The organism is Clostridium zeae (assembly GCF_017312485.1).
Lineage (GTDB): Bacteria > Bacillota > Clostridia > Clostridiales > Clostridiaceae > Clostridium_AR > Clostridium_AR zeae.
In genome coordinates this window covers 321,833-346,640 of sequence record NZ_BMBA01000002.1, presented here as the reverse complement: position 1 = coordinate 346,640, position 24,808 = coordinate 321,833, and the positions used below count along the sequence as shown (strand labels likewise).

Genomic DNA, 24,808 nt, shown 5'->3' with positions numbered 1-24,808 from the left:
TCTAAGTTTTTAACTTAGAGATTTTATATAAATTAATTTTGAAAGGGGCTATATATTATGATTATTATTTTAAAACACAAAACACCAAAAGAAGAGGTACAAAAATTAATAAGTGAGATTGAAAAACTTGGGGTTAATGTTCACTTATCAGAAGGATCAGAAAAGAGCATCATAGGACTTATAGGAGATACTACAAAGATTGATCCTAGAAAAATAGAAGCTAATAGAAATGTGGAGAAAGTTATGCATGTACAAGAACCTTACAAAAAAGCTAATAGACTATTCCATCCAGAAGATACAGTAATAAAGATCGGGGATGCAGAAATAGGTGGAAAAAATATATGTTTAATAGCAGGACCATGTTCTGTAGAGAGTGAAGATCAAATAACTGAAATAGCTAAGAATGTGAAAGAAAGTGGTGCTAAAATGCTAAGGGGCGGTGCTTTCAAACCAAGAACCTCACCATACAGCTTCCAAGGACTTGGAATGGATGGACTGGATTTATTACAAGTAGCAAGAAAAAACACAGGACTTCCAATAGTAACTGAAATAATGTCAACAAGCCAACTTGATAGATTTGCAAGTGATGTAGATGTAATTCAAGTTGGAGCAAGAAATATGCAAAACTTCGACTTGCTAAAAGAACTTGGAAAATTAGATAAACCAATATTATTAAAAAGAGGATTATCAGCTACTATAGAAGAGCTTCTAATGTCAGCTGAATATATAATGGCTGGAGGAAATGAAAAAGTTATATTATGCGAAAGAGGTATAAGAACCTTTGAAACTTATACAAGAAATACTTTAGATTTAAGTGCTATTCCAGCAATAAAGAAATTAAGTCATCTTCCAGTAATAGTTGATCCAAGTCATGCTGCAGGAATGTGGTGGATGGTTGAACCTCTATCAAAGGCTGCTGTTGCAGTAGGTGCGGATGGTTTAATAATAGAAGTTCATAATGATCCTGCTAATGCATTATGTGATGGACAACAATCAATTAAGCCAGAATTATTCGAAAGCTTAGTAAAGGATCTTAGAAATATAGCAACTGCTGTAGGCAGAGAAATTAAATAGAAAGCTTTTAAGGGAGATCACTATGAATTTAACAGTTAATTTAACCAATAATTCATATGAAATAGTAATAGAAAAAGGTATTATAACTAAGGCTGGAGAACAGATTAGTAAAGTGTTCAAAGGGAGAAAAATTGTAATTATAACCGATGAAAATGTATTTAAGTATTATGGTGAATTACTAAAAATATCCTTAGAAGACAGTAGTTTTTTAGTAGAAAATATAGTGCTTGAACCAGGTGAAAAAACAAAAGGATTTTCAAGTCTTTTAGGAATTTATAACAAGCTTTCTGATTTTAGCATAACAAGAAGTGATCTTATCATTGCATTAGGTGGAGGCGTAATAGGAGATTTGGCAGGCTTTATAGCCTCCACCTACCTTAGAGGAATTGAATTTGTTCAAATTCCTACCTCACTTTTAGCACAGGTTGATTCTTCAGTCGGTGGTAAGGTTGCAGTTGATTTGGAAGGCGGAAAGAACTTAGTAGGAAGCTTTTATCACCCATTAAAAGTGCTTATAGACCCTACGGTGTTAAATACCTTATCAGATAAGTTTTTCTATGATGGTCTAGCTGAGGTTATAAAATATGGAGCAATTAAAGATAAAAAATTATTTTTAGAGCTTTCAGAATTTGAAGATAAGGCTGAGCTTTTAGAACACATAGAACAGATAATCTATAGATGCGTTGATATAAAAAGAGATTTTGTTGAAAGAGATGAGAAGGATAAAGGTGATAGAATGCTTTTAAACTTCGGTCATACTTTAGGACACGCAATAGAAAAATATTTTGATTTTGATGTTTATACTCATGGTGAAGCAGTAGCTATAGGGATGTATTATATATGTAAACTAGGCGAAAAGAAAGGCTTAACAGAGGCTGGTACTTCAAAACTGATAAAGGATATCTTAATAAAGTATAATATTCCGTGGAAAGTAGATAACCTAAACATCGGAGATTTACTAACTACAATAAACCGTGATAAGAAAAATTTAAATGGTAACTTAAATATAATTTTATTGGATGTAATTGGTAAAAGTAAGATTCATAAAACGACTTTAAATATATTTGAAGACTTAGACTTGGAGGAAAGATAATGAATAAAATACAGATAAAGCCCAAGCCAATAAGTGGGAATATAAACATTCCGCCATCTAAGAGCATGGCTCATAGAGCTATAATATGTGCGGCTTTAAGTAAAGAAGAAAGTTTAATAACTAATGTTGATTTTTCAGACGACATTGTGGCAACTTTAAGTGCTATAGAAAAGCTAGGAGCTAAGTTTGAAAAAGGCGACAACTGGGTTAAAGTTAAAGGAGGAGCGCTTGAAGCTGAAACAGATGCCATAATTGATTGTAATGAATCAGGCTCTACTTTAAGATTTATTGTACCTATATTCCTTATAAAAGAAAATAGTATAACTTTTGTAGGTAAAGGTAATCTAGGGAAAAGGCCACTTAAGCCTTATTATGAAATATTTGACGAACAAGGAATAAAGTGGAGTAATAAAGAAGGAGAGCTTTGCTTATCTGTAAAAGGAGAACTGGAAAGTGGTGAATTTTATATTAAAGGCGATATAAGTTCTCAATTTATCAGTGGCTTACTATTTACTCTTCCACTTCTAAAAGGAACTTCAAGGATTATTATTACAACAAAATTAGAATCAAAGGGATATATTGATCTAACTTTAGACATGATGAAAAGATTCGGTATAGAAATCATAAATAATGATTATAAAGAATTTATAATAGAAGGAAATCAATCGTATAAAGCTACAAATTATGAAGTTGAAGGTGATTTCTCTCAAGCTGCCTTTTATCTTGTTGCCAGTGCCTTAGGAAATTCAGTAGAGCTTTCTAAGTTGAATCTACAAAGTCTTCAAGGTGATAAAGAAGTATTAGATATACTTAGCAGAATGGGAGCTAATATAAGTACTTCAGATAAAAAAGTTTCTTTGTCAGTTGAAAAGTTAGTTGGGACTACAATAGATGCAGCACAATGTCCAGATATTATTCCTGTAATAACAGTAGCAGCAGCTTTGGCAAAGGGAACTACTAAGATAATTAATGCAGGTCGATTAAGAATAAAAGAATGCGATAGATTAAGTGCCATATCTTCTGAATTAAATAAATTAGGGGCTAAAGTAGAAGAAGGTACTGATTATATGGTTATAAAAGGCGTTGAAAAGCTAGCTGGAGGAGAAGTTAGTTCTTTCAAAGATCATCGAATTGCTATGAGCTTAGCAATAGCAGCAACTAGATGTGAAAAGCCAGTTATAATTAAAGATCCAGAATGTGTAAGAAAGTCATACCCAGGTTTTTGGAAGGATTATAAAGCTTTAGGGGGCGAAATTGATGAGTGGAGTATGGGGTAATAATATAAAAGTATCCATATTTGGAGAATCTCATGGAGGAGCTATTGGTATTAATATCAGTGGGCTTCCGGTTGGAAAAGATATAAATGAAGAAGAAATTTATAAAGATATGAAAAGAAGAGCTCCAGGCAATAGCAATTTAGCTACAGCAAGAAAAGAAGAAGATAAGGTTGAAATACTAAGTGGTATATTCAACGGAAAAACTACTGGAGCACCACTATGTGGAATAATAAGAAATAATGACACCAGATCTAAAGACTATAGTAAGTTAAAAAGTGTAATGAGACCAAGCCATTCTGATTATCCAGCCTCAATAAAATATAAAGGTTTCAATGACTATAGAGGTGGAGGACACTTCTCAGGTAGAATAACTGCACCTTTAGTATTTGCAGGAGCTATAGCAAAATCCATTTTAAAAGAAAAAGGTATAAATATAGGAGCTCATATAAAGTCAATTGCTGATATTGAAGATGCTGAGTTTAATCCTTTAAATATTGATAGCAGCATTTTAGAATCTATTAAAGAAAAAGATCTTCCTATAATAGATGATGGTAAAAAAGCACTGATGGAGCATAGGATTCTATCAGCAAAAATGGAGGGAGATTCCGTTGGAGGAATAGTACAATGTGCTATAACAGGGATAAATGTAGGAGTTGGAGATCCGTTCTTCGACTCAGTTGAAAGCACAATTGCCCATCTTGCCTTTTCAGTACCTGCTGTGAAAGGAATTGAGTTTGGAAAAGGTTTTGAGCTTACCAAGCTCAAAGGTTCTGAAGCAAATGATTCATATTATTATGAAGGAGAAAAGATTGCTACAAAGACAAATAATAATGGTGGGATTTTAGGTGGGCTAACTAATGGAATGCCAATATTATTTAATGTTGCAATAAAGCCAACTGCTTCTATAATAAAATACCAAGATACAGTAGATATTGAAAATAAAGAAGATGCTAAACTACAGATAGAAGGAAGGCATGACCCATGTATAGTTCCTAGAGCTGTAGTGGTTATCGAAGCTATTGCAGCTCTGGCATTACTTGACCTTATGGAAGGAGAATTTTAATGAGTGATATTGAACAATACAGAAGATCCATAGATGATATAGATAAGAAGATAATAGAACTATTTCAAGAGCGTATGGAAGTTGTAACTAAGGTAGCAAGATATAAGAAAGAAAATAAGCTTCCAATATATAATGGAAATAGAGAAGAGCAAGTAATTGAGAAAAATGTTTCTCGTATTGAAGATGATTCTTTAAAGCCTTTTGCAAGAGAGTTTATATTATCGATGATGGATATAAGTAAAAAATATCAGTCAGTTGAGCTTTCGAAGGATGAGGTAAGTAGCGAATACATCAATGAAGAAAAACCTTTTTATGTAGAAAAAGATTTAAGACTCGGGTATCAAGGGGTAAATGGATCTTACTCAGAAGAAGCTCTTTTGGGCTTCTTTGGAAATAAGCATAAGACATCGAATTACGAAAGATTTGATGATGTATTTAAGGCTTTGGATAAGGATGAAATTGATTTTGGAGTACTTCCAATTGAAAACTCATCTACTGGTGCAGTTAAGGAAGTGTATGATCTTTTAAGGAAATATGGATTCTTCATTGTTGCTGAAAAGTGTATAAAAATAGAACACCATCTTTTAGGAATAGAAGGTGCAAAGGAAGAAGAGCTAAGGGAGATATATTCACACCCTCAAGGCTTTGAACAATGTAGTGTGTACCTAAATAATCTTAAGGATGTAAAGTCTATACCTTATTTTAATACGGCAATAAGTGCAGAACATATAAGTAAAGAAGGTATAAAAGAAAAGGGAGCAATAGCATCAAAAAGAGCAGCAGATATCTTTAATCTTTCTATAATTAAAGAAGAAATAAGTAATGAAGAAGACAACTTTACAAGATTTATTATTGTTGGAAAAAACATAATAAACAATGCTTCTAACAATAAAATATCAGTGGTTTTTGCAGTGGAAAATAAAGCAGGAGCGCTTTTTAATGCACTAAAATGGTTCTCAGTAAATAATCTTAATATGATCAAAATAGAATCTAGACCTATAGCAAAAGAACCTTGGAAGTATTTCTTTTATATAGATTTTGAAGGGAATATAAAAGATATAGTAGTAAAAGACTTATTAGAAACCTTTGAAAAAAGTAGTTCGTATTTCAAACTTTTAGGAGTATATAGAAGGGAATTAGACGTCTGTAATTAAGAGTCTATGGTGTGGGGAAATGAATGCATATGGTTTAATTGGGGAAAAACTATCACATAGTCTTTCTCCTCAAATTCATAAAAAAGTCTTTGAAAAACTTAATTTAAACGCTAGTTTTTCCTTGTATGAGATAAAGCAGAAAAACATAAGTAAGACTGTAGAAGCTTTAAAGGTTCTAGGCATAAATGGTGTTAACGTAACAATACCGTACAAAGAGATACTTATGGAGCAAATAGATCATATTTCAGAAGAAGCTAGGAATATAGGGGCTATTAATACCATAAAAATAGAAGAAGATAGGACAATAGGATATAACACTGATTATTTTGGTTTTGGAGAATTGCTGCTAAGAAATGATGTTGATGTGAAGAATAAAGTTGTTGCAGTACTTGGAACTGGTGGAGCTTCTAAGGCAGTGGTTCAGTATATAACTGATCAAAAAGCGGGAGAAATATATTTGGTTTCAAGAGATAAGATTTTAGCTGCTGGAAAATATCCTAATAATAATTGTATAAGCTATTCTGAGCTTGAGGAGAGAAATGATATAGATATCATAATTAATACCACTCCTGTTGGTATGTTTCCTAAGGTTGGATATTCACCTATAAAGGATGAAGTAATTGAAAAATGTCATACGGTTGTAGATATAGTATATAATCCTTTAGAAACGGAATTGTTAAAAAGAGCTCAAAGCTTAGGGAAAAAAACTGTTGATGGACTCTACATGCTTATAGCACAAGGAATTAAAGCAGAGGAGATTTGGCTTGATAAAAAGTTATCCTATGAAATAGGTGATGAGCTTTATAAAGAATTAAGTGAGATTCTACATCAAGACAAGCATAAATAAATATATTAATTTAAATTCGAACATCGGGGGATGAAAATGAATATAACTATAGTGGGGCTAGGTGTTATAGGCGGTTCCTTTGCTAAGGCTTTAAAGCCACTTGAGGAACATGAAGTCTATGGTATAGATAGTGATATATCTACATTAAATAAGGCTGAAAGTCTTGGGATAATAAAAAAAGGATTTTTAGAGGGAAAAGAACCTTTAGAAATATCTGATTTAGTAATTTTATGTATATATCCAATGTCTGTACTTAAATTTATCGAAAGCAATAAGCAGTATTTTAAAAAGGGAGCAATCATTACTGATGCTACTGGGGTTAAAGGAATAATGGTAGATGATATACTAGATTCTGTTGGAGAAAACGTGGATTTTGTATTTGGTCATCCCATGGCAGGAAGAGAGAAAAAAGGAATTGATTTTGCATCAGCAGAGGTGTTTAGAGGGGCTAACTATATATTAACACCTCATCATAATAATAAAGCTGAGAATCTTAAAATTGTTGAAGATTTAGTTCATTCTATAGGATTTTCTAACGTAAAAAAAGTAAATCCGTATGAACATGACAAGATAGTTGCATATACTTCTCAACTTCCACATGCTATGGCAGTAGCATTAGTAAACAGTGATGATGATAAATATCCAACTGGTGAACTTATTGGTGATAGTTACAGAGATCTTACTAGAATAGCTAATATAAATGAAGAATTATGGAGTGAACTTTTTTTATCAAATAGAGAGAATTTAATAAGCACCATTGAAGTTTTTCAGGTAAAACTTGAGGATATAAAAAAATCCTTGGTCAATAATGATAAAGAGAAACTTATAGAAATATTTAAAGAGTCTTCAAGGAGAAGAGAAAAACTTTAGAATGGGGGTGTAATATGCGTAAGTTCCTAGTGATATTAACAATTATATTTATTATCTTAATAGCTTTTGTAGGTGGTTACTATATTGGTGGAGGAAAGCTGTATATAGATAAGTTTTTATCGAGAAATAATGCAACTGATTCAAATAAAGGATCTAGTAATAATAGTTCAAATATCAATACACCAATAGAAGAGAAAGATCCTATTAAAGAAAAAATAAAATCTTTAACTTTGGATGAAAAAATAGGCCAGCTTACAATTGTAGGTATTGAAGGTACTGAGATAAATGATAATACTAAGGAACTTATACAGAATTACCACGTCGGTGGAGTAATCTTTTTTAAAGAAAATATAAGTAGTAGAAATCAAGCATTGACTCTAGTTAAATCGCTAAAAAACATAAATGGAACAGGTATTCCTCTATTTTTGGGAGTAGATGAAGAAGGTGGAAGAGTTTCAAGAATGCCTACCGAATACAGAAAGCTCCCTAGTAGTGGAACTATAGGTAAGAAGGATAATGAGGGGCTGTCAAAAAAGGTTGGGGAAATTTTAGGAGAAGAGGTTAGTTCAGTAGGATTCAATCTGGATTTTGCACCTGTATTAGATATAAATAGTAATCCTAAAAACCCAATAATAGGAGATAGATCTTTTGGCAATAATGCTGAGTTAGTATCAAAACTCGGAGTGGCCACAATGAAAGGAATTCAATCTAAAAACATAATATCAGCAGTTAAACACTTTCCTGGTCATGGAGATACCTCAGTGGATTCTCACAAAGGGCTTCCAACAGTAAATAATGATATCAACAGATTGAGAAGCTTTGAGCTTATACCTTTTAAAAAAGCAATAGATAATGGAGCTGACATGGTTATGGTTGCACATATCTTATTGCCAAACATAGATAAGACATATCCAGCATCTCTTTCAAAAGTAGTTATATCAGATCTACTTAGAAAAGAACTTGGTTTTAATGGAGTTATAATAACTGATGACATGACCATGGGAGCAATAACCTTAAACTATGATATAAATAAAGCTGCGGTAACCTCTCTAAAAGCCGGAAGTGATATAGTTCTTGTATGCCATGATTACAATAAAGAAAAAACTGTTATTGAATCAATAAAGACAGCGGTTAACAATAAAGAAATAACAGAGCAGGAAATTGATGATAAGGTATATAGGATATTGAAGCTAAAGGATAAGTATAAGCTAGGTGAGGAAAAGCAAGAGCAGTATAACATACAAGATATAAACAATAAGATTACATCGGTTTTGAAATAACCATATATAGTTAAAATTAATTATCCATAACATTAAAGTATATGAAAAATAGCCTTTGAATTCCTCAAAGGCTATTTTTCATATATTTCTAACGGAAGGTTGTCTGGATCTTCGAAGAAAGTAAAACGTTTGTTAGTGAATTCATCAATTCTTATAGGCTCTGTAACTATACCTTTCTCGTTCAATTCGAGAACAACTTCGTCTATATTATCTACCTCAAAAGATAGATGTCTTAAGCCTCTTGCTTCAGGATAACTAGGTCTTGGTGGGCAATTTGGAAAAGAAAAAAGCTCGATTTGATATACTCCGTTAACATTGAGATCTAGCTTATAGGAATCTCTTTCTTTTCTATACACTTCTCTTTCTACAGTAAAACCTAACTTATTAACATAAAAATCTTTAGATTTTTCATAGTCTGAGCAGATTATTGCTATATGATGAACAGCATTAATTTTCATAATATCTTTGCCTCCTTTAAAAATGTTTTTTGCTTCAATATATTATATAACAAATCAATGTAAATACAAAATAAAGATGAGACACTTCAATCTGAAAGCTATTTTCAAAACTCATTCGGCTTCTGAGAGGAGAATTTGGAAATATGAATTTAATTATGAAGTGGTTTATCTATATAATTGCAAGTGGTTTATATAATTAACGTAAAATTGTTCTGTAGTTTATAAACTTATAAATATATTGTTTATTAATATATAAATTTAATCTAATTATGTTGATAAAAATTGTGATAATACATATAATAGTATTGAGGTGATAATATGGGAAAAGATTACTTGTTTGATTACGAATTAGAAGAAATAGAGAAAGGATATTTTTACGATTATACAAAAAAGCACTTTAAATGCTTGATTTGTGGAGATATCTTTGAACAAGGAAGAATTTATAAGCTTAATGAAGAATTCTATGATGCAGAAAAATGCTGTGAGAAGCATATTGAAGAAGCGCATGGTGATATGTTTGATTTTCTTATAGAAAGAAATAAGAAGATAACAGGGTTAAGTGAGAATATGAGGGATTTTATAAAGCTTACTTATCAGGGGTTAAGTGATAAAGAAATCGGAGTGAGTATGGGATTATCTTTATCGACAGTTAGGAGTTATAGATTTAAGTTAAAAGAAAAAGAACTTCAAGCAAAATCTCTTCTTGCAATTCTGGACCTTATGAAAAATAATTCAAAGGAGGACGAAGAAATGGATGGTTCTAAGCTTGTTAATGCACATCTTTCAGCAACTACATTAGATGAAAGATATAATATAAGTGAACAAGAGAGAAATGATATAAGAAAAAATTATTTTGATGAAAACGGTGCATTGAAGGTTTTTCCTTCGAAGGAGAAGAAAAAGCTAGCAATACTTTCTGAGATAATAACTAATTTTTCAAGAGATAAGAAATACACTGAGAAAGAAGTTAATAGAGTACTAATGAGAATATTCGATGATTATGCAACCCTTAGAAGATACCTTATTGAATATGGTTTCTTAGATAGAACAAAGGATTGTAGTTATTACTGGATTAAAGAATAAGGTTGTGTTTAAATACTGTGGTGCAACTAAGGTGTCACCAAATCTAATATTTTAAATAAAGTCACAAAGAATTAATACTAAAAGCACTGCAATAATTTTGATTACTGCAGTGCTTTTTTCTAGGTTTGAGATAAAATTTAAGGTTTATGAAAACTAAAATTTAATTTTTACGGTGATATAAATCTTAATAAATCAAATGAATTAAAAAGCCCAGTTGCCAGCTTTGAATACTTGAATTTCTTCACCTTCGTGAGTAGTTCCAACTATTTCTAGATCTTCAGTTCCAACCATAAAGTCGATATGAGTTATGGATTGATTAGCACCTTTCTTTTCTAAATCTTCTTCACTAAGATTTTCTCCATCTTTTATACATATAGGATATGAAGCTCCAATTGCAAGGTGGCAGGATGCATTTTCATCATATAAAGTATTAAAGAATATTATACCTGAGTTAGATATTGGTGAATCGAAAGGTACAAGAGCAACTTCTCCTAGGTAGTGAGAACCTTCATCTGTTTCAACTATATTCTGTAAAGTGTCATAACCTTTTTCAGCAGCGAAATCAACTATTCTTCCATCCTTAAAGGTAATAGAGAACTCATCTATTAGATTTCCGCCATAGTTAAGAGGTTTTGAACTATATACTATACCATTTACTCCTGTTTTCTTTGGAAGAGTGAATACTTCTTCGGTAGGCATATTGGCTATAAATTCAACACCATCAGCAGTATAATCAGCTCCTCCAGCCCAGATATGGCCTTCTGGAAGCTCTATTGTTAAATCAGTTCCTTTTCCGTTTTTATAATTTAGAGATTTAAAGTTCTTAGAATTAAGGAAGTTCATTTTTTCACTTAGGGTATTTTTATGAGTATCCCAAGCTGCTACTGGATCTTCACTATCAACTCTAACAACTTTAAAGATTTCATTCCATAGTAGCTCAACAGCTTCTTCAGGTGTGCTGTTTGGAAATACCTTAGTAGCCCATCCTGTAGTTGGGATTGAAACTACAGCCCAAGAGTTTTTATTGCTCATGAGTCTTTCGCTAAATTCCTTTAAAGCTAACTGAGAAGTTTTTTGAGATCTTGCAATTCTTTTAGGATCAACATCTTTTAAAAGTTCAGGATCTGCAGCAGATATACTTAAAAAAGCAGCGCCTTCTTTTGCAGATGAAAGTCTAGAATCAACTATCCATTGAGGAATTGTATCGAATACTTCTTCAGGAGCCTTTAAATATTTAATCTTAGTACAGATTTCGTCATTCCATTGAACGATAACGTCCCTTGCACCAGCTTCGTAAGCAACTTCTGTAGCTAATCTAGTAAAAGGAGAACACTCAATAGGGGAAGTAATAACTAAAAGCTGTCCCTTTTGTATGTTAACACCAGTCTTTACTGCAAGTTCAGCATATTTTCTTAAAAAATCTTCTTTCATTTTGACACCTCTCTTGTAAAATTTCTTTATATAGAATTTTACCAAATCATAGCAACAATTAAAATGTTTTTTTATTATAATAAGATGGCTAGATATGAATTAATTTAATTTTTATGAGAAAAATCAATATATATAGTTTTATTTGACCTTATGATTAGTATTGATACATTATAACCACATTTTTATAGGCATTTGCTTCAAAATGCTTATTTATTGGATATACATGGTTGGAAACAAATACTGTTTATATTATAATGTATAAAGATAGTGAACTTACATTTTGTTAATTGTTTTGTAAGAATATACTTATAGGTTTTAGTCAATAAAATTATTATAGGAATTACGAGTATTAGTTATACATTTAAGAATATAAGGTAGAAAGATTTTTACCATAGTTTTTGTACTTTTAAAAGAAGAATTTGGAGGATTAATTATGAAACGTTTATTGATATTGGACGGTAATAGTTTGCTTAATAGAGCATTTTATGCAATTCCTCTTTTGTCTACAAATGAAGGCATATATACAAATGCGGTTTATGGTTTTACAAATATGCTTATTAAGATGAAAGAAGAACTTAAACCAGACTACATAGTATCTACTTTTGATAGGAAGGCACCAACTTTTAGACATGTGGAATACCAAGATTATAAAGCTGGAAGAAAGAAAATGCCTCCAGAGCTTGCAGCACAGTTTCCGATAGTTAAAGAAATGCTTAACCTATTTAGCATTAGTATTTATGAAATGGATGGTTATGAAGCAGATGATTTAATCGGGAGTTTAGCTAAGTTTGCAGAAAAGAATGAGATAGAAGTTTATATAGTAACCGGAGATAAAGATGCTCTTCAGCTTGCGTCAGACAATATAAATGTAGTAATAACTAAAAAGGGCGTTACAGAGAAAGAGATATACACAAGAACTAGAATGATAGAAGAGATGGGGGTTACTCCAACTCAGTTTATTGATGTTAAGGGGCTTATGGGGGATCAGTCGGATAATATACCAGGAGTTCCAGGTATAGGTGAAAAGACTGCCTTTAAGCTTATTCAAACCTACGGCAGTGTTGAGAGCGTATTAGAACATGTAGAAGAGATAAGTGGTAAAAAGGTAAAAGAAAACCTAATACAGTATAGCGAACAAGCAATATTCTCAAAGAGATTGGCTACTATAAATACTGAAGTGCCAATAGAATTTGATTTAGATGAGATAAAATCTAATGAGAACTATGATAAAGAAGGTCTTAGAAAGCTATTCTTTAAACTACAAATGAAGACCCTGCTTGATAAGTTGCCAGAAGCTGCAATTGCAGATGGAGATTCGGTTGATACTGATATCGAATATGAGAGCATAACTACTAATGATGGGTTAAAGTTAGCCTTAGAAGCTTTAGGAAAAGAAGTTTACTTCACTTTTAATTTAGATGGAATAAGTAAATATTCGTTGATTAACATAAAAAACATATTTATATCAGATAGTAACAAAAATTATGAGTTAGTTTTTGAAGGTATAAACAATGAAGAGGGAATTGGACTTATAAGAAAATTCTTTGAAGATGATAGTATAAAGAAAATAAGTCACGACGTAAAGAATTTCTTAACTGCTCTTAGAAAGTTAGATATAGACATGAAGGGGCTTATCTTTGATACGGCCTTAGCTGCTTATTTAATTGATTCATCCAAGGGTACTTATCCGCTTTTAACCTTAGTGAATGAGTATGTAGGAGAAGACCCTAAAGGTGACGATACTGTAATGAATATGAAGCTATGTTTTCATATGAAAAAACTATATTCATATCTAAAGACTAAAATTGAAGAAGCAGGTATGGAAAAATTATTATATGAAGTTGAACTTCCATTAACCTTAGTACTTTCTTCTATGGAGGAATATGGCTTTAAGGTTAACTCTAAAATATTAGATGAATTATCAGTGAAGTTTAAAAATGAAATTGAAGAAAGTCAAAAGACTATATATGAACTTGCAGAGGAAGAATTCAATATAAATTCACCTAAACAATTAGGAAAGATTTTATTTGAAAAGCTTGATTTGCCAGTAGTTAAAAAGACAAAGACAGGATATTCAACAAATGCAGAGGTGTTAGAAAAGTTATCTGATAAACACCCTATAATTGATAAGATAACTTATTTTAGACAGTTAACAAAGATATACTCAACATATATAGAAGGCTTAAAGGCAGTTATTGATGAAGATGGATGCATACATTCTAACTTTAACCAGACAGTAACTACCACTGGAAGACTTTCATCCACAGAACCTAATCTTCAAAATATACCTATAAAATATGAGATGGGTAGAGAGATTAGAAAAGTCTTTATTCCTAGAGAAAAAGACGATGTTATACTTTCAGCGGATTATTCTCAAATTGAACTTAGAGTTTTAGCTCATATTGCAAATGATGAAAATATGATTGATGCTTTCAAACATGATATCGATATTCATACAAAAACAGCTTCAGAGGTATTTAAAACTCCGCTAGATGAGGTTTCATCTTTGATGAGAAGTAGAGCTAAGGCTGTAAACTTTGGAATAGTGTACGGTATAAGTGATTTTAGCCTCTCACAAGATCTTCATATAACAAAAAAAGAAGCTAAAGAATATATGGATATATACTTTGAAAGATATCCAAAGATCAGAGAGTTTATGGATAACATAATTATAGAAGCAGGAAAAGATGGATATGTTACAACTATACTCAACAGAAGAAGGTTTATACCTGAGATAACTGCTTCTAACAAGATAGTAAAATCCTTAGGTGAGAGATTGGCTATGAATGCACCTATTCAAGGAAGCGCTGCTGATATAATAAAGATGGCCATGGTGAGCGTATATAATAAATTAAAAGAGAAAAAGATGAAAAGTAAATTAATACTTCAAGTACACGATGAACTTATTATAAACGTAGTGCCAGAAGAGCTAGAGCAAATTAAAACTATTATTAAAGAAGAGATGGAAAGTGCAGTAAGTCTCAATGTTCCACTTGAAGTTGATATTAATATAGGTGAAAGTTGGTATGATGCTAAATAAAGGAGGAAATTATGATTAAGGTTGGGTTAACTGGGGGAATTGGTACTGGTAAGAGTACAGTTTCTAAAATACTTCTAGAATCAGGTTTTTGCATTATAGATGCTGATAAAATTGCAAAGGATGTACTTTCAAAATATCCAGAAATACTTATAAAGGTAAGAGATGACTTCGGAGATGGATTTTTTGATTGGAGAGGTGAATTTAGAAGGAAAGAGTTTGGCAATCATATATTCAGATTTCCTAAGCAAAGAATTAAATATGAAAATATAATAATGCCTTATATTATAAAAGAGATAAATGATTCATTTGATGCATACAATAAAAAAGGTGTTGGGATTGTGATTTTAGATGCTCCAACACTGATTGAAAATAACATGCATGAAGAAATGGACTTTGTTATATTAGTTTGGTCTGATAGTAACGCACAACTTTCGAGATTAAAGCTAAGAGATAAATTAAGTCAGAGTGAAGCCTTAAATAGGATAAATGCACAATTACCTTTAGATAGAAAAAAGGAATATGCAAATTTTATAATAGATAATAGCGCCAGCTTGATAAAGACTAAAGAACAAGTAGATGATATGATAGAAATATTAAAACTTTATAAGTAAAATATAAATGAATATAATTAATTTTTGTGGTGATATTAAGCCCTAATATGTTTAGGAGAATGTTATGAAATTAAGAAAATACATTGTATTTTTTGTTGTTATAGCCATAGTACTATTGGGTTTTAGATGGTGTGTTTATAATTTAATGTATCCATATAAATATAAAGATATAATTAAGAAGTACAGTGTAGAATATAATTTGGATCCATTATTAGTGTTGTCTGTTATAAAGGCAGAAAGTAACTTTAATACAAATGCACATTCATTTAAAGATGCACATGGACTAATGCAAGTAACTGACAGTACAGCTAAGTGGGCTGCGAAAGAAATGAATATTAATTATTCAGATTCTTCACAGTTATTAGATCCTCAGTACAATATAAATATGGGATCTTGGTATCTAAGAAACTTAAGAGATGAACTGCAGGATATGGATTTAGTAATTGCGGCTTACAATGGAGGTCGTGGAAATGTAAATAAGTGGCTTAACGATAGTAGATACTCAAGTGATGGAAAGTCGTTAAAATATATACCCTTTAAGGAAACAGATAAATACTTAAAGAAAGTTAAAGTAAATTATAATATTTACAAATTTTTATATAACTAACCTTTAAATGCTGCTAATGCACCGTGTTGGAAATTAAGCGGTTAGTCATCCGATGCTTTAATGAGCTTACGCAAAGAATTAATATGATTTTGTCATATTCCATGGCTAAAACTGTAAACTCACTACGTTCGAACAGTACAGTTTTTTAACGCCACTACATCTGCCAAAATCATTTAATTCTAGTAGCTCACTCATATAGCATCTCCTGCATAACCACTTAATTTCAACAATATTCTTATACATATCAAAATTTTAAAATAGACCACTTTATATATAAGTTAACGTTAAGAAGTTAAATAAAACTTTTTAGAGATAGCTTAATAATAAAGTGGTATAAATTTGCGATTATTTAACTTATCAAATGAGGAGAAAGTGATGAAAAAGAAAATACTATTAATTATTCTGATTGTTTTTATAATTATTGGAATAACTGCTGTAATCAATATTAGATACTTGCTTCCAATAAAGCTTAATAAACAATGGTCAACTCCCCAAGTTACTAAAGAGGAAGAGTTAACGCTAAACTTCCTAAATAGCAAAATGACTGGTTCTAAAAACGGTATATATACTAATTACATAGATCAACCAAGTTCCAAGGATATCACAAAAGGACACGCAGTGCTTTCTGAGTCGGAAGGGCTTATAATGCTGTATGCTGTAGAGCAAGGCGATAAGGAACTGTTTGATAAACACTGTAATATAGTGATGAATCAAATGCTTCTTGCAAGTAATTCTGTTGCATGGAGAATAGACAATGGAACTCTAGCAGAAACGTCAGCTACCATAGATGATTTTAGAATAATAAAAGTGTTAATATATGGGTATGACAGATGGAAAGAATTTAACTATAGAAAATATGCAATAAAAATATCTGATTCAATCCTAAAGAACAATATAACTTCTAACCTTCCTGTAGATTTTAAAGATGGTTATGGAAAAAGCAAATCTGTTACTATATGTTATCTTGATGTAAATACCATGGATATACTTAAAAGTATAGATAGAAGATGGAAGGATAAATATAATGAGTCTAGGCAGCTTATAGGTAAAGCATATATATCAAATAATTTACCACTTTATAAAAATACCTATGATGTCAGCAAACAAGGGTTTGTAGAACAAAAGGATGCTGATACGCTTTTATCACTCATAACTTCCTTATATCTTAAGCAAGATGGAGGAGACATAACAACCACTGTTAATTGGGTAAAAGAAAGATTAGTTACAGATGGTGCTCTGTACGCTATGTATGATATAAGCACAGGAAAGCCATCCACAGATATCAGATCAACGGCTATATATTCTGTTGCAGCTATGATTGCAAAGCAGTCAGGAGACACAGAATTATATAATCTTCTTATTAAGAAACTGCTGGAATTCCAAGTTGTAGATAAGAATAATGAGATTTATGGAGCTTTTGGTAATGCTGAAACAAAGGAAGTATACTCATTTGATAATTTAAATGCAGTTTTAGCTATGCAAAAGTAATTTTGTACATATTTAGCAACTTACAAAACAACCTGATGGAGTTATTAATGATCTATTAGGTTGTTCTACTTAATCAATACTTGGCATTTTTCTATTGACGAGCAAAAAGATCAGTAGTAAAATTGTATTTGTCAGCTAAAAAAGCTGAAGATCCTCTATTGTTAACAAAATATGCGAGAGTGGCGGAATGGCAGACGCGCACGTTTGAGGGGCGTGTGGGAGACCGTACGGGTTCAAGTCCCGTCTTTCGCACCAAAGAAAATACTGTGAATCAATAAAAATGAAGAAATCGTACGATTGATTGTGTCGTACGATTTTTTCGTTTTTATAGAAGATGTGAAGTGCTTTTATATCAAATACTTAGAGGATATAATCTTATCTATTTATTATTTGATAAATAGGTTTATTTAATCGCTCTAAAGTAATTACATTTCAGATTAATATGATAATAACAGACAAAAATTATTCTTCACTAGTAGAATCTTCAGAAGCCTTACAGCCACAGCCTTCAGATTCAACTTCTCCATCTTGGTTTGCATTCTGCCCACATTCTTCAGCAATCTGACCACCTTGATTTGCGTTTTGTCCACTTTTTCCACTGATCTGACCACCGGTTTCTGCTGCTTGTTTAACACCAGCATTTCCGCCTTGATTTGCAAGATTATTTACATTGTAAATGTTTATATAAATTGATATACCATCTTTATCATGTTTTATGGTTACTCCTTCTTCAGGAATCTTCTTATCATCTAGGTCATTTTGATCGAAATTGAAATTATCGTTTGACATTTTTTACTCCTTTCATATCGTTTTACTACTAGTTTATGTTGTTTTTTGATGAGATGTGATGATTTTTGATATGAAATAGAAAAAATGAATGCAGATTGTGTTTTGCTAAAGATTCATGTGATGACTATAAGAAATTTTATCTAGATAAAATTAAAACTAAGAACTATTCTTTTATCGGCTTTAAGGTTATTCTATCTTCATTATTATTATAGCCTATAACAATAAGCTCATCTTTGTAATTAATGGGATCTATACTCAAAGGTAATGATGCACGGAAGTTTTTAAAGGTGCTTCCATAGTAAAGTACACCACTGCTTGAATAATGAGGACCAGTCTTGATTTTGCATTGTATTTTAGAGTCCTTATCCATTGGAATTTTAGGCGTAATTTTTATATCTAGCTGCTTATCACGAACTTCAAGTGAAACGCTCCAGTTTTCATTCTCTCCAGTATAGGATTTGTTTTTATAAGATATATTAGTTTTAGAGTTAATCATGGTTAAACCTAGGATAGCAACAGTTGCTAATATTAGTATAATAAGGATTGCTGAAAGACGCTTCTTATTCACAATATTCTCCTTTTTTATAAACCTTTTTTATATGATTGTGATATAGTTATATATTACCATATTTTTATTATGGTGGAAATATGCTATGAAGGTAAGTCTTCCAGTATTTTAGAAAGTATTATAATTAATATACCTTATCCTATTACGTTAATAAACACGCCTCCTTTAAAAGAGGGGTGTTTTAAATTTATGTATATCTATTTACGGGTAGTTTACCAATTTAGGATAATGTATGGGATTGGTTGGATAAGCTTCCAATGATATTTCAGTTTAATTAAGAAATATTCGCAAATAATACTAATACTTAAACAAATCAATTACAAAGGAGGAATACAAAATGTCAAATAGAAGTAGAGTATTAGTACCTGAAGCAAAGGAAGCATTAAATAAATTTAAGATGGAATCTTCTAGAGAAGTTGGAGTTAGCTTAAAGGAAGGTTACAATGGAGACTTAACAAGTAGAGAAGCTGGATCTGTAGGCGGACAAATGGTTAAGAAAATGATAGAATCTTACGAAAAAAACCTATAGAAAAAAGTAGTATATCAAAGGGCTAGATATTAATATCTAGCCTTTTCAATTTTGTATTTTTTAATGTATAAGAAAGAGAAGTTTGGTATTTAATATACAAATAATTTTGTATCCCAAATAGGGATATAAAATTTTTCCATCATTTACATGATTAATACACTATAAAATACAGACAATAAATAAGAAATAAATTAAGTGGGAGGTATTAACATGAGAAAACTTTCAGAAGTAGAAGTTATGTCATTAACATCATTATTAACATTGGAAAGAGATGGATTGGCTGTATCAAGAGCTGTGCAAGGCTTTATAAATGATGATGAAATAAAGAAACAAGCTGAAGCTGGTATATTAGCAGCAGAAGGCAGAATAAAAGGAATACAACAATTTATAAATGAAAACCAAATAATAAGATAAGGAGAGGTGACCTAAGATGATATCAACTATTTTAGAAGGAATAGGTATGAAAGATACAGTTATGAATGATGAAGTTATAGTTAGCAATATGTTAGCTGGTGCAAAGGGGGCTGCTAATGCATATCTTAATGCTACATTGACAAGTCCTACACCAGAGTTAAGAGCGATGTACGCATCAAGTCTAAGCCAAGTTCTTAATGGGCATGCAGCAATTTCAGAATTAGCTGTTAAACGTGGATGGGAACAACCATACGCACCTACAACTGACCAGCTCTCTGATGCTTTTAAAAAGTCAGAAGATGTTATTGATAGAGACAAAAAATAGATATTTTTAATATTAAACTGTCCTATGAAATTATAGGAGTTATATCTGCCCTAAAAATCATAAGCTTTTTCAATGAAATAAAGTAATTGACATCCTTGAATTTAGAGTTTAAAATATAGTTCCAGTAGTAAAAGGACCAACAATACTGCTATTGGATCAATAAATTAATTCATATAAACTTGATAAATTTACTATTGAAATTTATTTTCATATAGTTTATAATTCAGTTATAGAGAACAGGATATTAAAAATATCCATAAAATTTGCATAATAATTCATATGTTCTGGGATATGCGTCAAGCTCTTATTTTGAACCTACATTACAACAAAGGGAGTTCAAGATTTAATTGTGGATATGTACCTTTCTGTGAGTCCCTTAGACGGCATTTTAGGCGATTGATATAATTGTGAGGACACCCACCTATCGAGAGATAGGTGTCAAAATCAGGGCAACGGTATTTTGGAGTAACTTTATGAATTTTAAGGAGGAGTAGTGATACTTCTCTTTTTTATTCTTTAGAAATTTATAACTAAATTATATCTATGGATAAATATGTTAAATAAACCTGGAACATAATATGAGTCAAAGAATAAAAAAGAAGAAGGTGTCGCGTGCCAAATTTTCCTCATATAAATTAGGAAATGTAGATGCGCAAAAAAATTCACTGAAGAAGGTTGCTTCAACGATTTTTTTTACGTTTAAGTGTATAAATATACCAATACAGTGAAGAAATATCCCTAAACTTCTCAATGTAATTTCAAGTATAGAGTTATTCGTATATGATAATGTGTAGGTATAAATGAATAAAGTAAGATCATATAATATAGATTAAAAAATTATTTAAATATATAATAAACATGCGTTTATACATGAAGGTATCAGAAAGTTGACATTAGAAAATAAATGAAATATACTTTGAATATGACATATATTAACAATTGAATTTGCAGATGTGCTGGAATTGGCAGACAGGCGCGTCTCAGAAGCGCGTGTAGTTTTACGTACGGGTTCAAGTCCCGTCATCTGCACCAGGGGAAATATAGATTAATTATAAAAAGTCAGTATTACAATTTTGTTGTATGCTGGCTTTATTATTTACTGTAAAGTAAACTATATATTTTCAAACTAACTGAATCTAGAAATTTCTATGGCATCAGCGACTCTTTATCTTTTGAAAATGGAATATTTATTGATATAGAAGCGTATAAATTAGTAAAATTCATCATAGGATGTGAGTTGTTTGGCCAGAAATATTGACTACAGTGTTGAGTTTACTGATGAGATAGAGAGTGAATTTAAGAAAGCAGAATTTCTAGGAGAAGGGCATAATGGGATAGTATATAGCTTGCCTGAGAATAAGATAATAAAGATCTTTAGAGAAAAAAAGGTTTGTGATGAAGAAACTGATATATTATTAAGAGTAAAAGGCTCGAAGTTTTTTCCTGTCATACATAATTGTGGAGAATTGTATATAGTAAGAGACTATGTTGGTGGAGAAAGATTGGATAAGTATATAAAAGATAACGGGCTTAACAAAGAAATATGTAAATCATTACTTAATATGACTAACGAGTTTATAAAGCTTGGTTTTACTAGAATAGATATAAGGTGTAAGGACATTTACGTTCAAGAGGACATGTCAGTGGTTATAATAGATCCTAAAAATAATTATACAAAAAAAGTAAACTATCCTCGTCATTTAATGAAAGGACTTTTTAATCTAGATGCTTTAGACGTTTTTTTTGAAAATATAAGTCAGTTAGATAGGGAAAAATATGTATTATGGAAATATAAGATGGGTAAGTATATAAAATTAGGCATAAAATAAGTTATAATATAAGTAAGATAAATTATATTTGAAGTAGGGAGTTATATGGATTACATAAACTTAGCAGAGAAAGCATATAGCCAAGGGCAACTTTTTAAAGCCTTAAATCACTATATGGAAGCAGATAGACAAGAAAATTATTCTAATATAGAAATCCTAATTAATATCGGATTAATATATGATGAGCTAGGCATGCAGGACCAGGCTATAGAGATATATGAAGATATAATAGAAAAAGATAAAATAGAAGAAAGAGCTTACTATGGACTAGGTGTTATCTATGATGATAGAGAAGAATATGATAAAGCTATTTTATATTACAAAAAAGCTCTAGAAATTAATCCTTTGTATGGAAAAGCTTGTTTTTTCTTAGCAAATGCATATGATAGCTTTGGAGATAAAGAAAGTACAATACAATATTATCTAAGATTTATTGAAATAGATCCATACGATTTCTGGGGATATACTAATTTAGGATCAACTTATGAGGAACTAGGAAAATATGATTTAGCATTCAAAATGTTTAGTAGGGCTTTAGAACTAGAAAGTCAGAATTATTTGGCTTTATTTAATATGGGGGTAATCTATACAAGGCTCAACATAATTGATAAAGCAGAAAATTATTATAGAAGGTCTATTAAGATAAACAGAGAATACCCTTACGGATATTTAAACCTAGCCATTCTTTATAAGGATAGAAATGATATTGAATTAGGGATAGATGTTTTATCAAAGGGAATTGAAAGCAATAAAGAATGTGAGTTTCTTTATTATAATAGAAGCTGCTTTTTATCACGCTTAAATAGAATAGATGAAGCAGCTGAAGACCTGATAAAAGCTGTGGAGCTTTACCCTGGGTTTATTAAATATATAAATGAAGATGATGAACTTGAAGCTACAAGAAATAGTAAATTATATATGGATTTTTATGTCACAAGATAATAAGTATATCTTGTGTCTTTTTTTTATTTCTTTTGTGTTAAAATAGAAATTATATTCCTATTTTGTAATAATTAATATAAAATAATTCTGTAGGAGGTTATATTATGAATGAAAATAAATGGCCATTAGATTTTCTATATTTAAATCATGAAAAGCTTGTAAAAACCATACTTGTATTTGGCATATTCTTTGTTCTTTTCTTTATTTCTTTTAATATAAACTCTAGCATAGTAATATACCTAATAAATATTATAATTATAATGATATGTTTTGAACTTATGATAATTTTATATACAACTACTAAATTTGCAGAATCTAGGTTTTTATTATTCTCATACATTATATTCTTTATAATTGGATTGCTAAATGTTATGAATATAACTTTGCAAATATCAAGTGGTAGCAAAGTTCAACAGTATTATAATATTGTACTGCAGAATATGGATATATGCAGTTTGGCAGAAAGTATCTATATACATCTTGCTGTTACTACTATAGATAAGAAATATAGCGATAAGAAACTTATATGTATTCATGTATTTTCACTACTTGCAATAATATCTTTCTTTTATATGTTTATTACAATTGGAATTTTTACAACTAGTTTTGAGTACATAACACAAGCAATAAGTATATTAATATTGATAGTTCCTATAGTGAAGCTTAGAAAGTTTAGTTATAAAAATAATAATGAATTCAATTTTTTTATTATTTATGTGTATACTATAAGCTTTTCTTTTATTATCCACTTATTGTATTTAATTTTAAACGCGCAGCTTCTTCTTTTCTTATTTAATATAATCAGATTGGGAGCGTACTTAATTATAGGAGCTGGCTTGTTAGATAAATTTTTAGACAAGCCATATAAAACCATATTCAATGATATTTATTGGCACAATATTAAGTTAGAAGAATTTAATAAAAGAATTTATTTAAAAAACATGGCTATGGCAAAAATAAGAGAAAGTATTGAAAGAAGAGAAAATGATTATAAAATGCTTTTTGATGGAATGCCATTACCGATGGTGATTATTAACAATTCTACTAATAGAATAATGTTTGTGAACAACCAATTTATAAAAATGTTCAATATTGAAAATTTAAAAGATATTATAAATAAAAGCATAAAATCTATTGTGTATAAAAATGAAAGTACCGTTGTTTATAAAGATGATTGTATAAATTATGATGGAATTAGTGAGATTAATGAGGAAATGGCATACTTTGAAATAAGGGAATTTTATATAAATAATAATGAAGATGAATCAATTTTAATATTGAGTAATGTGTCAGAAAAGATAAAATTTGAAGCAATGAAGGAAAGCATTAACCAAAAGAGATTGGAAGAGAAGATGAGAAGGACTTTCCTCTCAACTATATCCCACGATTTGAAGACTCCAATAAATGTAATATATAGTGCAACACAGCTTTATAAATATTTATTAGAAAATGATGATTTTGAAGTGATAAGAAAATATAATCTTATAAATAAAGATAATTGCATGACTCTGATTAGGTTGGCTAACAACATAATTGATACATCAAAGATAGATTTTGATTATTTAAAGCCTCAAATGTCAAGATATAATATTGTGGATATAATAGAAGAAACAATACAACACCTGGTGGAATATGCTAAGGATAAAAATCTTGAACTTATTTTCGATACAGAAGAAGAAGAGATTTTTGTAATTTGTGACAGGAATTTCATAGAAAGAATTATATTGAATTTAATATCTAATTCAATAAAATATTCTGATGAAGGTGAAATAAAAGTTTATTTAAGATGCTATGAACTTTTAGTAGCTATTGAAGTCTCCGATCAAGGGAGAGGGATTAGCAGTGAGTATATGAAAAGTGCTTTTGGAAAATTTAATTCAAAGGACCGAAGTAAAATAGCCACAAATCAAAGCTCTGGACTAGGGCTATACGTAGTGAAAAATTTAGTGGAATTGCAAGGTGGACAAGTTTCGATTGAAAGTGGCCAATATAAAGGAACAAAAGTGGTAATAAAGTTTACGAGGGAGTTAGTTTAA

General features: G+C 30.6%; 23 protein-coding genes, 2 tRNA genes and 1 other RNA gene. 22 read left to right on the top strand and 4 right to left on the bottom strand.

The window, feature by feature from the left end; all coding sequences use genetic code 11:
- The first annotated feature begins 57 nt into the window (after positions 1–57).
- Genes aroF through nagZ form a run of 8 tightly spaced genes read left to right on the top strand, consistent with a single transcriptional unit; the run spans position 58 to position 8,658 of the window.
- Positions 58–1,074 carry a 3-deoxy-7-phosphoheptulonate synthase gene (gene aroF, locus J3477_RS10955; RefSeq protein WP_206869994.1) on the top strand — a complete coding sequence of 339 codons (1,017 nt, stop codon included), beginning with the start codon at positions 58–60 and terminating at the stop codon, positions 1,072–1,074.
- A gap of 22 nt (positions 1,075–1,096) precedes the next feature.
- Positions 1,097–2,167 carry a 3-dehydroquinate synthase gene (aroB, locus tag J3477_RS10950; RefSeq protein ID WP_206869993.1) on the top strand — a complete coding sequence of 357 codons (1,071 nt, stop codon included), beginning with the start codon at positions 1,097–1,099 and terminating at the stop codon, positions 2,165–2,167.
- The gene (aroA, locus tag J3477_RS10945; RefSeq protein ID WP_206869992.1) at positions 2,167–3,444 is read left to right on the top strand and encodes a 3-phosphoshikimate 1-carboxyvinyltransferase; all 1,278 of its coding nucleotides are present in this window, start codon (positions 2,167–2,169) and stop codon (positions 3,442–3,444) included. The genes aroB and aroA overlap by 1 nt, the downstream gene beginning before the upstream one ends.
- The gene (aroC, locus tag J3477_RS10940) at positions 3,425–4,507 is read left to right on the top strand and encodes a chorismate synthase (protein WP_206869991.1); all 1,083 of its coding nucleotides are present in this window, start codon (positions 3,425–3,427) and stop codon (positions 4,505–4,507) included. The genes aroA and aroC overlap by 20 nt, the downstream gene beginning before the upstream one ends.
- Positions 4,507–5,661, top strand: a complete 1,155-nt coding sequence (locus J3477_RS10935) for a chorismate mutase (RefSeq protein WP_206869990.1) — start codon at positions 4,507–4,509, stop codon at positions 5,659–5,661. Before aroC ends, J3477_RS10935 begins: the two co-directional genes overlap by 1 nt.
- Before the next feature lie 19 nt (positions 5,662–5,680).
- Positions 5,681–6,508 carry a shikimate dehydrogenase gene (gene aroE / locus J3477_RS10930; protein ID WP_206869989.1) on the top strand — a complete coding sequence of 276 codons (828 nt, stop codon included), beginning with the start codon at positions 5,681–5,683 and terminating at the stop codon, positions 6,506–6,508.
- A 36-nt stretch (positions 6,509–6,544) separates the two neighbouring features.
- Positions 6,545–7,378, top strand: coding sequence for a prephenate dehydrogenase (locus tag J3477_RS10925; RefSeq protein WP_206869988.1), 834 nt, complete (start codon positions 6,545–6,547; stop codon positions 7,376–7,378).
- 14 nt (positions 7,379–7,392) lie between these two features.
- The gene (nagZ, locus tag J3477_RS10920) at positions 7,393–8,658 is read left to right on the top strand and encodes a beta-N-acetylhexosaminidase (protein WP_206869987.1); all 1,266 of its coding nucleotides are present in this window, start codon (positions 7,393–7,395) and stop codon (positions 8,656–8,658) included.
- A 71-nt stretch (positions 8,659–8,729) separates the two neighbouring features.
- Here nagZ and gloA2 read toward each other — a convergent pair whose 3' ends face one another.
- The gene (gene gloA2 / locus J3477_RS10915; protein ID WP_206869986.1) at positions 8,730–9,116 is read right to left on the bottom strand and encodes an SMU1112c/YaeR family gloxylase I-like metalloprotein; all 387 of its coding nucleotides are present in this window, start codon (positions 9,114–9,116) and stop codon (positions 8,730–8,732) included.
- 318 nt (positions 9,117–9,434) lie between these two features.
- Between gloA2 and J3477_RS10910 the strand changes: the two genes are divergently transcribed.
- Positions 9,435–10,199, top strand: coding sequence for a DUF2087 domain-containing protein (locus tag J3477_RS10910; protein WP_206869985.1), 765 nt, complete (start codon positions 9,435–9,437; stop codon positions 10,197–10,199).
- Positions 10,200–10,400: 201 nt separating this feature from the next.
- On the opposite strand, the gene J3477_RS10905 is transcribed toward J3477_RS10910, so the two are convergent.
- A complete protein-coding gene (locus tag J3477_RS10905) occupies positions 10,401–11,630 on the bottom strand; it encodes an aminopeptidase (RefSeq protein WP_206869984.1) in 1,230 nt (409 codons plus the stop codon).
- Positions 11,631–12,063: 433 nt separating this feature from the next.
- Between J3477_RS10905 and polA the strand changes: the two genes are divergently transcribed.
- From polA to J3477_RS10880, 5 genes are all read left to right on the top strand, one after another.
- Positions 12,064–14,670, top strand: a complete 2,607-nt coding sequence (gene polA, locus J3477_RS10900; RefSeq protein ID WP_206869983.1) for a DNA polymerase I — start codon at positions 12,064–12,066, stop codon at positions 14,668–14,670.
- An 11-nt stretch (positions 14,671–14,681) separates the two neighbouring features.
- Positions 14,682–15,281 (top strand): dephospho-CoA kinase, encoded by a 600-nt coding sequence (coaE, locus tag J3477_RS10895; protein WP_206869982.1) that lies wholly within the window; start codon positions 14,682–14,684, stop codon positions 15,279–15,281.
- Between the two features lie 64 nt (positions 15,282–15,345).
- Positions 15,346–15,888 (top strand): lytic transglycosylase domain-containing protein, encoded by a 543-nt coding sequence (locus J3477_RS10890; protein WP_206869981.1) that lies wholly within the window; start codon positions 15,346–15,348, stop codon positions 15,886–15,888.
- A gap of 375 nt (positions 15,889–16,263) precedes the next feature.
- On the top strand, positions 16,264–17,376 hold the full coding sequence (locus J3477_RS10885) for a glycosyl hydrolase family 8 (RefSeq protein WP_206869980.1): 1,113 nt from the start codon (positions 16,264–16,266) through the stop codon (positions 17,374–17,376).
- Between the two features lie 173 nt (positions 17,377–17,549).
- Positions 17,550–17,631 (top strand) — tRNA-Leu (locus tag J3477_RS10880).
- Between the two features lie 207 nt (positions 17,632–17,838).
- Here J3477_RS10880 and J3477_RS10875 read toward each other — a convergent pair.
- Complete coding sequence (locus tag J3477_RS10875) at positions 17,839–18,165, bottom strand: hypothetical protein (protein ID WP_206869979.1); 327 nt, start codon at positions 18,163–18,165, stop codon at positions 17,839–17,841.
- Between the two features lie 163 nt (positions 18,166–18,328).
- Positions 18,329–18,733, bottom strand: coding sequence for a hypothetical protein (locus J3477_RS10870; protein ID WP_206869978.1), 405 nt, complete (start codon positions 18,731–18,733; stop codon positions 18,329–18,331).
- A gap of 337 nt (positions 18,734–19,070) precedes the next feature.
- On the opposite strand from J3477_RS10870, the gene J3477_RS10865 reads away from it, so the two are divergent.
- The 8 genes from J3477_RS10865 to J3477_RS10830 all read left to right on the top strand — a co-directional run bounded on the left by J3477_RS10865 (position 19,071) and on the right by J3477_RS10830 (position 24,808).
- Positions 19,071–19,262 carry an alpha/beta-type small acid-soluble spore protein gene (locus J3477_RS10865; protein ID WP_206869977.1) on the top strand — a complete coding sequence of 64 codons (192 nt, stop codon included), beginning with the start codon at positions 19,071–19,073 and terminating at the stop codon, positions 19,260–19,262.
- A 210-nt stretch (positions 19,263–19,472) separates the two neighbouring features.
- Positions 19,473–19,676 (top strand): hypothetical protein, encoded by a 204-nt coding sequence (locus J3477_RS10860; RefSeq protein ID WP_206869976.1) that lies wholly within the window; start codon positions 19,473–19,475, stop codon positions 19,674–19,676.
- A gap of 16 nt (positions 19,677–19,692) precedes the next feature.
- The gene (locus J3477_RS10855; RefSeq protein ID WP_206869975.1) at positions 19,693–20,001 is read left to right on the top strand and encodes a spore coat protein; all 309 of its coding nucleotides are present in this window, start codon (positions 19,693–19,695) and stop codon (positions 19,999–20,001) included.
- A 278-nt stretch (positions 20,002–20,279) separates the two neighbouring features.
- A non-coding RNA gene (ssrS, locus tag J3477_RS10850) (6S RNA) lies at positions 20,280–20,472 on the top strand.
- A gap of 476 nt (positions 20,473–20,948) precedes the next feature.
- Positions 20,949–21,033 (top strand) — tRNA-Leu (locus tag J3477_RS10845).
- 209 nt (positions 21,034–21,242) lie between these two features.
- Complete coding sequence (locus J3477_RS10840; protein ID WP_206869974.1) at positions 21,243–21,830, top strand: protein kinase; 588 nt, start codon at positions 21,243–21,245, stop codon at positions 21,828–21,830.
- A gap of 45 nt (positions 21,831–21,875) precedes the next feature.
- Positions 21,876–22,772 (top strand): tetratricopeptide repeat protein, encoded by an 897-nt coding sequence (locus tag J3477_RS10835; RefSeq protein ID WP_206869973.1) that lies wholly within the window; start codon positions 21,876–21,878, stop codon positions 22,770–22,772.
- 104 nt (positions 22,773–22,876) lie between these two features.
- The gene (locus J3477_RS10830; RefSeq protein ID WP_206869972.1) at positions 22,877–24,808 is read left to right on the top strand and encodes a sensor histidine kinase; all 1,932 of its coding nucleotides are present in this window, start codon (positions 22,877–22,879) and stop codon (positions 24,806–24,808) included.

Excerpts from the sequence above, each read along its gene's own strand:
- aroF (WP_206869994.1), top strand. The coding sequence starts at position 58 with ATGATTATTATTTTAAAACACAAAACACCAAAAGAAGAGGTACAAAAA.
- aroB (WP_206869993.1), top strand. The coding sequence starts at position 1,097 with ATGAATTTAACAGTTAATTTAACCAATAATTCATATGAAATAGTAATA.
- aroA (WP_206869992.1), top strand. The coding sequence starts at position 2,167 with ATGAATAAAATACAGATAAAGCCCAAGCCAATAAGTGGGAATATAAAC.
- aroC (WP_206869991.1), top strand. The coding sequence starts at position 3,425 with ATGAGTGGAGTATGGGGTAATAATATAAAAGTATCCATATTTGGAGAA.
- J3477_RS10935 (WP_206869990.1), top strand. The coding sequence starts at position 4,507 with ATGAGTGATATTGAACAATACAGAAGATCCATAGATGATATAGATAAG.
- aroE (WP_206869989.1), top strand. The coding sequence starts at position 5,681 with ATGAATGCATATGGTTTAATTGGGGAAAAACTATCACATAGTCTTTCT.
- J3477_RS10925 (WP_206869988.1), top strand. The coding sequence starts at position 6,545 with ATGAATATAACTATAGTGGGGCTAGGTGTTATAGGCGGTTCCTTTGCT.
- nagZ (WP_206869987.1), top strand. The coding sequence starts at position 7,393 with ATGCGTAAGTTCCTAGTGATATTAACAATTATATTTATTATCTTAATA.
- gloA2 (WP_206869986.1), bottom strand. The coding sequence starts at position 9,116 with ATGAAAATTAATGCTGTTCATCATATAGCAATAATCTGCTCAGACTAT.
- J3477_RS10910 (WP_206869985.1), top strand. The coding sequence starts at position 9,435 with ATGGGAAAAGATTACTTGTTTGATTACGAATTAGAAGAAATAGAGAAA.
- J3477_RS10905 (WP_206869984.1), bottom strand. The coding sequence starts at position 11,630 with ATGAAAGAAGATTTTTTAAGAAAATATGCTGAACTTGCAGTAAAGACT.
- polA (WP_206869983.1), top strand. The coding sequence starts at position 12,064 with ATGAAACGTTTATTGATATTGGACGGTAATAGTTTGCTTAATAGAGCA.
- coaE (WP_206869982.1), top strand. The coding sequence starts at position 14,682 with ATGATTAAGGTTGGGTTAACTGGGGGAATTGGTACTGGTAAGAGTACA.
- J3477_RS10890 (WP_206869981.1), top strand. The coding sequence starts at position 15,346 with ATGAAATTAAGAAAATACATTGTATTTTTTGTTGTTATAGCCATAGTA.
- J3477_RS10885 (WP_206869980.1), top strand. The coding sequence starts at position 16,264 with ATGAAAAAGAAAATACTATTAATTATTCTGATTGTTTTTATAATTATT.
- J3477_RS10875 (WP_206869979.1), bottom strand. The coding sequence starts at position 18,165 with ATGTCAAACGATAATTTCAATTTCGATCAAAATGACCTAGATGATAAG.
- J3477_RS10865 (WP_206869977.1), top strand. The coding sequence starts at position 19,071 with ATGTCAAATAGAAGTAGAGTATTAGTACCTGAAGCAAAGGAAGCATTA.
- J3477_RS10860 (WP_206869976.1), top strand. The coding sequence starts at position 19,473 with ATGAGAAAACTTTCAGAAGTAGAAGTTATGTCATTAACATCATTATTA.
- J3477_RS10855 (WP_206869975.1), top strand. The coding sequence starts at position 19,693 with ATGATATCAACTATTTTAGAAGGAATAGGTATGAAAGATACAGTTATG.
- J3477_RS10835 (WP_206869973.1), top strand. The coding sequence starts at position 21,876 with ATGGATTACATAAACTTAGCAGAGAAAGCATATAGCCAAGGGCAACTT.
- J3477_RS10830 (WP_206869972.1), top strand. The coding sequence starts at position 22,877 with ATGAATGAAAATAAATGGCCATTAGATTTTCTATATTTAAATCATGAA.